We start from the raw sequence: 11,735 nt of genomic DNA on the forward strand, positions 1-11,735 counted from the left end.
CCTAATCTAATGCGGCTGCTAGTGCATCTGCCACCGTTCCTACTCCTATAATTTGTATCCCTTTCGGATGTGTCCAACCCTTCAAGCTTTTCTCCGGCATGATCACCCGTTTGAAACCTAGTTTCTCCGCTTCTCGTACTCGCTGTTCTGCTCGGGATACCGCGCGCACCTCACCTGTCAGTCCCACCTCGCCAAAAATCACATCATACGGCTTTGTAGGAGCATCCCTAAAGCTGGAAGCAATGCTCACAGCTATAGCCAAATCCACCGCCGGTTCATCCAACTTCACGCCTCCGGCTACGTTGAGATAAGCGTCCTGGTTTTGCAAAAACATGCCCATCCGCTTTTCTAGCACGGCTATGATTAATCCCATTCGATGATGGTCGACTCCTGTGCCCATTCGGCGTGGAGATGGAAAATGTGTAGCTGCAATCAATGCTTGCAGTTCAACCAATACAGGTCGGGTTCCTTCCATACTGGCTACAACAGTAGAACCTGCCACCCCCAGTGGCCGTTCAGACAGGAATAGTTCAGAAGGATTCGAAACCTCACGCAAACCGCTTTCAGCCATTTCAAAAATACCAATTTCATTTGTAGAACCAAAACGATTTTTAACTGCACGCAAAAGCCGATACGTATGGTGACGCTCTCCTTCAAAATAAAGTACACAATCAACCATATGTTCCAACAAACGCGGACCTGCAATGGCCCCTTCCTTGGTCACATGTCCTACCAATACCGTAGCAATACCTAGCCCCTTGGCAATTCGCATAAAGCGTGAAGTACACTCTCGCACCTGAGCCACACTACCTGGTGCACTCGTCACCTCAGGCAAATATACAGTCTGTATCGAGTCGATGACCAAAAACTCCGGCTTCAAGCTGTCCACCGCTTCTTCAATCGTCTCCAAATTCGTCTCACATAATACGTATAGGCTGGGGGACAAGGCACCGAGTCGATCTGCACGTAGTTTCGTTTGACGGACAGATTCCTCACCAGACACGTACAGCACCTTTAAACCAGTTAAAGCCAGCTCATTAGATGTTTGCAGCATAAGCGTAGATTTACCGATTCCCGGATCACCGCCCACCAAAACGAGTGAACCCGGCACCACACCTCCACCGAGTACTCGATTCAATTCGCCAATTCCCGTCAAAATTCGTGCTTCTTTACCGCTCTCCACCTCTATAATAGGGAGTGGCTTGTCTTTTGTGCTATGAGTAAGAAGGGAAGACCCCATTCCTTGAGTTTTTACAACGCTTTCTGTTTCTTCGACCATGGAATTCCATGCCTGGCATCCAGGACATTTTCCGTACCATTTGGGCGATTCATAACCACATTCCGTACAGGAAAACTTAGTTTTCACTTTAGCCATACTTTGTTCCTTGGCTCCTTATTGACGACGATGATGTCAAATTTATGTTCATACAGCCCAGAAAGAGCTGTAACAATAAAAGTTTACCATTGAAGCTTGGCGGACGTAAAGCAATATCACAAACTTTCCCAAAGCATTTACCCAACCTTTTCACCGTGTTTTATACACAAAAAGGGTGCCTTCGCAATAGCTTTCCAGCCTGCGAGACACCCTTTTCTACTATTTATTTAGTAAACTGCCTTAGGACTTGGCAGATACATTATCCTTTTTCGTTACAGTCAATGCACCGTTCTCCTCATCAATGAAGAGAGAGTCACCTTTAGTGATGTTGCCAGTCAATAGTTCCTCGGACAGGCGATCTTCAATATGCTTCTGGATTGCACGACGCAATGGACGCGCACCATACGCTGGATCAAAGCCTTCCTTGGCAAGGAATTTTTTAGCATTGTCTGTCAACTCGAAGTCCACTTCATACTCATTCAGGCGCTTACGCAGCTCCTCAGACATGAGTGACACAATTTCAGCAATATGTTTTTCTTCGAGAGAATGGAAAACGATAATTTCATCAATCCGGTTCAAGAACTCAGGACGGAAGCTTTTCTTCAGCTCATCCATCACTTTGCCCTTCATATTATCGTAATCCGCTCCAGCGTCCACTACAGCTGTAAAGCCAAGCGTGGAGTTACGTTTAATCGCCTGTGCACCAACATTTGATGTTAGGATGATGAGTGTATTACGGAAATCAACGACACGACCTTTGGAATCTGTCAGACGACCGTCTTCCAGTACTTGCAGAAGAATATTGAATACTTCTGGGTGTGCTTTTTCAATTTCATCCAGCAATACAACAGAGTATGGCTTACGACGTACCTTCTCGGTCAGTTGACCGCCTTCCTCATATCCAACGTACCCTGGAGGCGCTCCTACCAGACGAGACGTGGAGTGTTTCTCCATATATTCGGACATATCAATACGGATGACCGCATTTTCATCTCCAAACATGGATTCAGCCAAGGCGCGTGCCAACTCTGTTTTACCCACCCCAGTTGGACCGAGGAAAATAAAGGACCCAATTGGACGCTTCGGATCTTTCAGTCCGGCACGTGCCCGGCGAATCGCCCGGCTTACTGCCTTAACTGCTTCGTCCTGTCCAATTACCCGCTCATGCAGTAACTCTTCCATATTCAACAAGCGGTGTGTTTCTTCCTCTTTCAGCTTGCTGACTGGAACACCTGTCCAGATTGCAACGACTTGAGCGATATCCTCTGGTGTAACTTCAGAATCTGTACGACCCTGTTGTTCTTTCCATTGGTTTTTGGTCACGTCTAGCTCTTCACGGATTTTTTGCTCTGTATCACGCAGGGCTGCCGCTTTTTCAAACTCCTGACTTTGTACCGCTGAATCCTTTTCCTTCCGGATATCTTCCAGACGGTTTTCCAGCTGTTTCAGGTTTGGCGGTACAGTGTAAGAATTCAGTCTTACTTTGGAGCCCGCTTCATCAATAAGGTCAATAGCCTTATCTGGCAGGAAGCGATCAGTGATATAACGATCTGACAATTTTACGGCCGCTTCAATAGCCTCATCTGTGATCTTTACACGGTGATGCGCTTCGTAACGGTCACGCAGACCATACAAGATTTGAATCGCCTCTTCTGGAGAAGGTTGATCCACTGTAATGGGTTGAAAACGACGCTCCAAAGCAGCATCTTTCTCAATATATTTGCGGTATTCATCCAGCGTGGTCGCACCGATGCATTGCAGCTCGCCACGTGCCAGAGCAGGTTTCAGGATGTTGGACGCATCAATTGCGCCTTCCGCTCCACCAGCACCAATCAGCGTATGCAGCTCGTCAATGAACAACACGATATTACCCGCTTGACGAATCTCGTCCATAATCTTTTTCAAACGATCCTCGAATTCGCCACGATACTTGGTGCCTGCTACCACAGAGCCCATATCCAGTGTCATTACGCGCTTGTCGCGCAACGTTTCGGGAATCTCATTCGCTATGATTTTTTGAGCCAATCCTTCGGCAATCGCCGTTTTACCTACCCCAGGCTCACCAATCAGAACCGGATTGTTCTTTGTACGGCGGCTGAGCACCTGAATTACGCGTTCAATTTCCTTGCTACGCCCAATAACAGGGTCCAGGTTGTTTTCCTTCGCAGATGCCGTCAGATCGCGTGCCAGACTGTCCAGGGTTGGCGTGCTGACATTAGCTGGAGCACCGTGATGGCTGGAAACAGCCTCGCTGCTGCCGAGCAATTGAAGCACTTGCTGACGCGCTTTGTTCAGACTGATGCCCAGGTTATTCAGTACCCGTGCTGCTACGCCTTCGCCTTCACGAATAAGACCCAGCAAAATATGTTCTGTACCTACATAGGTATGGCCCAGTTTGCGGGCTTCATCCATAGACAGTTCGATGACTTTTTTGGCACGTGGAGTATAGGCAATGTTCGTCGGTTGCTCTTGACCGCGTCCAATCAACGTTTCCACTTCATCCTGGATTTTTTCCAGTCCCAGGCCCAAACCGATTAAGGCTTTCGCTGCTATTCCTTCACCTTCACGAATGAGGCCTAGCAAAATGTGCTCTGTACCAATGTTGTTGTGTCCCAATCGAACTGCTTCTTCCTGAGCCAAAGCAAGCACTTTCTGTGCACGTTCCGTAAATCTTCCAAACATCATATATCCTGCACCTCCACAGTGTGTATTTCAGATCATTTTATATATTAAAGGGTTGTGCCTAATTTTTGCCGGATCAGCTTCGCCCGGTACATATCGCGCTCTTCGGTATTCATTTTATCCCCAAAGCTTTTTTGCAGGAACCCGGGTTGTGTCATCACATTCAGCTCATTCATCGCTGCGGTGGAAGGACGCTCCAAAATTCCCAAATCTACGCCAAGACGTACATCAGACAGCCGCTGTGCAGCCTCCTTGGAATCCAATACTGCTGCATACGACAAAATACCGAATGAACGCATCACCCGATCTGTAATTCGCAGCATAGATTCATTCATTAGCCTTTCTCTGGCAGAACGCTCGTGCTCAATAATTTGTAGCACCACGCCATGTAGATTCTCAATAATCTCCGCTTCGGTTTGTCCCAGTGTAATCTGATTAGACACCTGAAACAAATTTCCGACCGCTTCGCTGCCTTCACCGTAAATGCCGCGAACTGTAAGACCTACCTGTGAAACAGCAGACAATATACGATTGATTTGATGAGTCATGACTAATGCGGGCAAATGCATCATCACCGAAGCTCTCATACCTGTGCCGACATTCGTTGGACAACTGGTTAGAAAACCTCTCCGATCATCAAATGCATAATCAACATGCGCTTCAAATGCATCATCAATAACCATAGCGCGTTCCCAAGCTTCTCTAACCTGACATCCCGGATATAAGCACTGGATACGCAGATGATCCTCTTCGTTTATCATAACACTAACCGATTCATCATCGCTAATTAAGACAGCACCGTTACGAGATTCGTTCGCCAAATTAGGACTAATCAAATGCTTCTCAACCAGCACCTTCTTGTCGATCTCATCCAACTCGGATATTTTCAACGTATGAAAAGTACCAAAACCGCCTAAATCATCATACTGAAGGATATCCGTCAAGCGCTGAAGTGCTTCTGCCGACTGCTGATTGGTAGCAAGCATGGGAAAAGGCAGATGCTGCAAGTTACGCGCAATTCTTACCCGGCTGCTAATGACAATCTCCGAATCCGCAGCATCACCACGCATCCAGTCACTTAGCGGCTTCTCCGTAAACCGAATATTGGGCATTACGCATTCCTCCTACTCTTCACAAACTTTACTCTTCAGTCATTTCTTTTTCAAGCTCTCTGATTTGATCCCTAAGCTCAGCAGCTGATTCAAACTCTTCCTGTACAATATGCTGTTGCATCTCTTTTTTCAAATCGTCAATTTGCCGTTTAACCTTCAGTCGGCCACCAGTGCGAACCGGAACTTTACCAACATGATTCGTACTGCCATGCACACGCTTGAACAGAGGGTCCAGACGATTATCAAAATATTGATAGCACGACGGGCATCCGAAACGTCCCAGCTTACTAAACTGTGCATAGGTCATGCCACAATCCTTGCATTGCAGGTTCTGCGGACCACTGTGGCCTGGAGACTGGCTCTTTGTACTGGAGTCAAAATCCAACATCCCCGACAGCAAGCTATGAATTGAAAAGCCGTTAGGTGTTCCAGGGATCATCTCCCCTTTTTCCTTCGCACACGTCTCACAAATATGAAACTCTGTCTTTTCGCCATTCACAATTTTGGTGAAATGCAAAGTTGCCGGCCGCATATTACATTCTTGGCACAGCATAAAAGCACCTCCTTCAATGTCAGGATTTAATACCCACCCTACATCCAAACATTAGTCTCTATTCACACACTATTTGGTCGCCAGCAACGAGATCAGCATAGACTTAAGCAATCTTGCTCGCAGTTGATCACGATAGGGAAGCTTTAGTAATAATGTATCCCTCGATAAAGCAGCCTTCATTAGATTAGCTTCCCTTTTGCTTAAAAAATGGGCTTCCTCTAACTGATAAATCAGTCCTTCTGCTGCTGATTGGCTAATTTCCTCCCCGATGCTCTGATGAAGATGTGTATGGATGGCATGCTGTGCGGGTAGCTGAATTCGCTGAATACGAATGTAGCCTCCACCACCGCGTTTACTTTCCACCACATAGCCTTTTTCCAGCGTAAACCGGGTGCTAATTACATAATTAATTTGCGACGGCACGCAGGAAAAGCGGTCAGCCAGATCATTACGCTGAATCTCCACTAAACCTTGGGGACTTTCCAGCAATATACTCTTCAAATATTGTTCAATAATATCGGAAACATTGCGCATTTCATCATCCTCCACTAACGGAAACGCAAGTATTCAAGTACATTTCACGCTCCACAGAGTCCGCCGTATATTGAACTTAACCAAACGGTAAAGTCACGAATCTAAGCTGTATTGAGGCTATTGCCTGTTCTACATCCCTTGGAATTGTACCGTTTTGTCTCTAGTGTGGCCTTTATTTGCGATTAATCATACACTTCTCTTATGTTCATAAGAGTCAGCTCCTAACTATACGCAAATCATTTCAATCCTCGTTTGCTTCTTTACTATCGAAATTACTTCATACGGCCAATCCATCAGCATAATACTTCTACAGCATCACACTAGGTTTGATTGACTTTGACTTTCTTTGACTATATTCACATTATAGCACATTATTCATTTTTGCCAAGGGGTCAATACCATTTTTCGCAATCTAATTATGTTTTATACAATACCATAAAAAAACTCTTCCCATTACAGAAAGAGTTTTGAAAATAATGATAACCACACGAGTTATATTCTCTGAAAGATGAGCTTAGAAGATCTAAATAGGCCTTTATCAGAAAAAATCCAATAAAAACGTTTGATTTACTGGTATTACGCGTTTAAGGGCAGACACAGACTCACTACTCCCTTCAATCCGCTCCCACTTATACAGATCATCAGCCTGCTGATAGCCAAGCATCAGAGTCGTCAGTGACTGAATCCCAAGTTTCAAGTCAGCTACTATGGCGTTTTCAGATGAATTGCTTATATCCACTCTCTCCAGATGTCCTTGCCCCTCCGTAGTAATCGTTAATCTCCATAATCCATCATTCCATGGAGCATACCGATCTGTCAGATATAAGGTTAAACTTGTTTCCTCTTCAAGCTGTTCAAAAGGGTATCTTTCTACAAAAGCAGCTGCATCCACAATACGTCCCATAAAATAAGGCACAGTTTCCTGTTGAATCCGTGGATCATCGAGTAAAAATGGCAAATTGTCATCTGCTGGAACGTAAATAAATTTACCTTGGGCTATCATTGAGTCATGATTTGCAAAATAAGTCCATAAAGCCCGACGAGCCGTCTCATTTTCATATACCAACTCATCACAATTCAACTGTTTATCTTCAATTTTGTATAGTGCATATCCTTGCGGAATGCCTGTTTCTGAGTAATATACCGCAGTTCGATAGTTCTCATTTAAAATCCGCTCTTGCCACCATTCCTTATCTCGTACCAGCGTGCCATTATAACGAGATGCATACGCTTGATACACTTGGTCCAGTTCTGAAATATCCTTGATATCGCGTTTGACTGTACCTTCTGTTTTAAGTTTTGCAGGGAATTTATCAATGGGAATGACGTATTTTTTGTACTCTGTATACGTTTCCCATCCAAATTTACGATAGAAGGCAAAGGAGAATGGATGCAAAAAAGAAAGGCTTTGTCCCGCAGACTTCATCTCTTCAAGTGCATGCGTCAATAAACGTGATACCATGCCTCCGCGACGCTTTTCTGGCCACGTCGCCACACCAGCAATGCCCCCCATATCAAAAACCTGACCATTTATGTATACCTGAAGCGGTAACAAAGTCAGTTTAGCATTTAAGTCATGTCCGTCGAATATTCCCCATGTTTGTTCTGGTTTGAATTTCTTCTTGGCCTTTTCCAGATCCTCTAGGGACATTGTAAACTGAAAAGCATATTGAGATAATTCAATAGCCGCTTCAAATTCCTCACGCTGTAATTGTCTGATCTCCATATCTTCATCACCTCGCTCGTATACTTGGACATCCATAAAAAAGATTACACACTTAGAGTGTGGCAAACCCCATTCTCTCTGTCAACCTTAGAAGCAGGTGGCCATCTAAAAATGCATAAAAAAAGGATGATAATCTCATTGAGATTATCATCCTTTTCACTTTTGCTTGGCGACGTCCTACTCTCCCAGGACCCTGCGGTCCAAGTACCATCGGCGCTGGAGGGCTTAACGGTCGTGTTCGGGATGGGTACGTGTGGAACCCCTCCGCTATCGCCACCAAACATGAATTTGCTACGCAAATTCTTCCGTAAGGTTATTCGCTTCATCACATATCGTGTGAACAAATAGCCATGCGCTTGTTGTATGTCACTTGTACATACCTTCAAGGTTACACCCTGAAAACTGGATCCGAAACTTATTTGCGTTTTATCTTAGGATAAGCCCTCGACCGATTAGTATTGGTCAGCTCCATGCATTACTGCACTTCCACCCCCAACCTATCTACCTCGTCGTCTTCAAGGGGTCTTACATACTGGGAAATCTCATCTTGAGGGGGGCTTCACGCTTAGATGCTTTCAGCGCTTATCCCTTCCGTACATAGCTACCCAGCGGTGCTCCTGGCGGAACAACTGGTACACCAGCGGTACGTCCATCCCGGTCCTCTCGTACTAAGGACAGCTCCTCTCAAATTTCCTACGCCCACGACAGATAGGGACCGAACTGTCTCACGACGTTCTGAACCCAGCTCGCGTACCGCTTTAATGGGCGAACAGCCCAACCCTTGGGACCTACTTCAGCCCCAGGATGCGATGAGCCGACATCGAGGTGCCAAACCTCCCCGTCGATGTGGACTCTTGGGGGAGATAAGCCTGTTATCCCCAGGGTAGCTTTTATCCGTTGAGCGATGGCCCTTCCATGCGGTACCACCGGATCACTAAGCCCGACTTTCGTCCCTGCTCGACTTGTAGGTCTCGCAGTCAAGCTCCCTTCTGCCTTTGCACTCTTCGAATGATTTCCAACCATTCTGAGGGAACCTTGGGGCGCCTCCGTTACTCTTTAGGAGGCGACCGCCCCAGTCAAACTGCCCACCTGACACTGTCCTCGCACCGGTTCACGGTACCAAGTTAGAACCTAGATACGATCAGGGTGGTATCCCAAGGATGCCTCCCCTCAAGCTGGCGCTCAAGGCTCAACGGCTCCCACCTATCCTGTACAGATCGTACCCAAATTCAATATCAAGCTGCAGTAAAGCTCCATGGGGTCTTTCCGTCTTGTCGCGGGTAACCTGCATCTTCACAGGTATTAAAATTTCACCGGATCTCTCGTTGAGACAGCGCCCAAGTCGTTACGCCATTCGTGCGGGTCAGAATTTACCTGACAAGGAATTTCGCTACCTTAGGACCGTTATAGTTACGGCCGCCGTTTACTGGGGCTTCGGTTCATAGCTTCGCCCCGAAGGGCTTACCACTCCCCTTAACCTTCCAGCACCGGGCAGGCGTCAGCCCGTATACTTCGCCTTGCGGCTTCGCACAGACCTGTGTTTTTGCTAAACAGTCGCTTGGGCCTTTTCACTGCGGCCCCCTCGGGCTATTCACCCTACCGAGGCACCCCTTCTCCCGAAGTTACGGGGTCATTTTGCCGAGTTCCTTAACGAGAGTTCTTCCGCGCGCCTTAGAATTCTCTTCTCGCCTACCTGTGTCGGTTTGCGGTACGGGCACCTTCTCCTGGCTAGAGGCTTTTCTTGGCAGTCTGAGATCATGACCTTCGCTACTACAATTTTCGCTCCCCATCACAGCCCAGCCTTCACGATGTGCGGATTTGCCTACACACCAGCCTCACTGCTTAGACGGACATCCATCAGTCCGCGTCACTACCCTACTGCGTCACCCCATCGCTCATAGCGGATTACGGTGGTACAGGAATTTCGACCTGTTGTCCTTCGACTACGCCTATCGGCCTCGCCTTAGGTCCCGACTTACCCTGAGCGGACGAACCTTCCTCAGGAACCCTTAGGCTTTCGGCGGATCTGATTCTCACAGATCTTTTCGTTACTCATACCGGCATTCTCACTTGAATGCAGTCCAGCGCTCCTTACGGTACACCTTCAACCCGCATTCAACGCTCCCCTACCCCTGATGCAAGCATCAAGCCATAGCTTCGGTGGTGTGTTTAGCCCCGTTACATTTTCGGCGCAGAGTCACTCGACCAGTGAGCTATTACGCACTCTTTCAATGGTGGCTGCTTCTAAGCCAACATCCTGGTTGTCTGTGCAACTCCACATCCTTTCCCACTTAACACACACTTGGGGACCTTAGCTGATGGTCTGGGCTGTTTCCCTTTCGACAATGGATCTTAGCACTCACTGTCTGACTCCCGGAACTAAATCTATGGCATTCGGAGTTTGACTGAGCTTGGTAACCCTTGCGGGCCCCGCACCCAATCAGTGCTCTACCTCCACGATTCTTTTTCCGAGGCTAGCCCTAAAGCTATTTCGGGGAGAACCAGCTATCTCCGGGTTCGATTGGAATTTCTCCGCTACCCCCACCTCATCCCCGCATTTTTCAACATGCGTGGGTTCGGGCCTCCAGTGCGTGTTACCGCACCTTCACCCTGGACAGGGGTAGATCACCCGGTTTCGGGTCTACGTCCACGTACTAAAGATCGCCCTATTCAGACTCGCTTTCGCTACGGCTTCAGCTCTTCACCTTAACCTTGCACGGGAACGTAACTCGCCGGTTCATTCTACAAAAGGCACGCCATCACCCATAGATCGGGCTCTGACTTCTTGTAAGCACACGGTTTCAGGATCTATTTCACTCCCCTTCCGGGGTGCTTTTCACCTTTCCCTCACGGTACTGCTTCACTATCGGTCGCCAGGGAGTATTTAGCCTTGGCAGATGGTCCTGCCGGATTCATACGGGGTTTCACGTGCCCCGCACTACTCGGGATCCGTCTCGGAGAGAACAAGTTTTGAACTACAGGGCTTTTACCTTCTCTGGCGGGCCTTTCCAGACCTCTTCATCTAACCGGTTCCTTTGTAACTCCATGTGAGACGTCCCACAACCCCAAGGAGCAAGCTCCTTGGTTTGGGCTAATCCGCGTTCGCTCGCCGCTACTGACGGAATCACTATTGTTTTCTCTTCCTCAGGGTACTTAGATGTTTCAGTTCCCCTGGTCTGCCTCTATTCTGCCTATGTATTCAGCAGAAAGTGACTGTCGATGAAGACAGCCGGGTTTCCCCATTCGGACATCCCCGGATCAAAGCTTGCTTACAGCTCCCCGAGGCTTTATCGTTGTTCGCCACGTCCTTCGTCGGCTCCTGGCGCCTAGGCATCCTCCGTGTGCTCTTTGTAGCTTAACCTAGTATTTACATCGTAAATACGATTTGCTTTGAATTTCGGTTCAACACTTACGTGTGAATGAAATTCAAGGCAGCTACCTTTATTTCACTTGTTTACACAAGATCAGCTTAAAGGAATATTCTAAAACGCAATTTCGTTTCGGTATCCAGTTTTCAAGGTGCAAGGCTGTTTGATTATCAATCAATCTCCAAGGAGTTAACGATTCTCATACAGTTTATAATGAAATTGTAATTGGTGGAGCCAAGCGGGATCGAACCGCTGACCTCCTGCGTGCAAGGCAGGCGCTCTCCCAGCTGAGCTATGGCCCCTCACAAGTTCCATCAAAACTGAACAAATGGAATGATGAATTTTGAAGCTTACACTTCATATTTGAATGTTTCCATCGCAGGAA

General features: G+C 47.2%; 6 protein-coding genes, 1 tRNA gene and 2 rRNA genes. All 9 read right to left on the minus strand.

Annotation, left to right across the window (positions count from 1 at the left end):
- Window position 1: 1 nt before the first annotated feature.
- The 9 genes from radA to ACYCS5_RS11690 all read right to left on the minus strand — a co-directional run bounded on the left by radA (window position 2) and on the right by ACYCS5_RS11690 (window position 11,652).
- A complete protein-coding gene (gene radA / locus ACYCS5_RS11650; RefSeq protein ID WP_029514504.1) occupies window positions 2–1,375 on the minus strand; it encodes a DNA repair protein RadA in 1,374 nt (457 codons plus the stop codon).
- A gap of 240 nt (window positions 1,376–1,615) precedes the next feature.
- Complete coding sequence (gene clpC / locus ACYCS5_RS11655; RefSeq protein ID WP_023990572.1) at window positions 1,616–4,060, minus strand: ATP-dependent protease ATP-binding subunit ClpC; 2,445 nt, start codon at window positions 4,058–4,060, stop codon at window positions 1,616–1,618.
- Window positions 4,061–4,104: 44 nt separating this feature from the next.
- Window positions 4,105–5,169: a protein arginine kinase gene (locus tag ACYCS5_RS11660; protein WP_165150806.1), complete on the minus strand. Its 1,065-nt coding sequence runs from the start codon at window positions 5,167–5,169 to the stop codon at window positions 4,105–4,107.
- Window positions 5,170–5,197: 28 nt separating this feature from the next.
- A complete protein-coding gene (locus ACYCS5_RS11665; protein WP_029514506.1) occupies window positions 5,198–5,722 on the minus strand; it encodes a UvrB/UvrC motif-containing protein in 525 nt (174 codons plus the stop codon).
- A 69-nt stretch (window positions 5,723–5,791) separates the two neighbouring features.
- Complete coding sequence (locus ACYCS5_RS11670; protein ID WP_459761076.1) at window positions 5,792–6,256, minus strand: CtsR family transcriptional regulator; 465 nt, start codon at window positions 6,254–6,256, stop codon at window positions 5,792–5,794.
- 538 nt (window positions 6,257–6,794) lie between these two features.
- A complete protein-coding gene (locus tag ACYCS5_RS11675; RefSeq protein ID WP_459761077.1) occupies window positions 6,795–7,982 on the minus strand; it encodes a GNAT family N-acetyltransferase in 1,188 nt (395 codons plus the stop codon).
- 164 nt (window positions 7,983–8,146) lie between these two features.
- Window positions 8,147–8,263: ribosomal RNA gene (rrf, locus tag ACYCS5_RS11680) — 5S ribosomal RNA — on the minus strand.
- A 151-nt stretch (window positions 8,264–8,414) separates the two neighbouring features.
- A 23S ribosomal RNA gene (locus ACYCS5_RS11685) occupies window positions 8,415–11,343 on the minus strand.
- A 233-nt stretch (window positions 11,344–11,576) separates the two neighbouring features.
- Window positions 11,577–11,652 (minus strand) — tRNA-Ala (locus ACYCS5_RS11690).
- Window positions 11,653–11,735: the final 83 nt, after the last annotated feature.

Source organism: Paenibacillus sp. SEL3, from assembly GCF_054602585.1.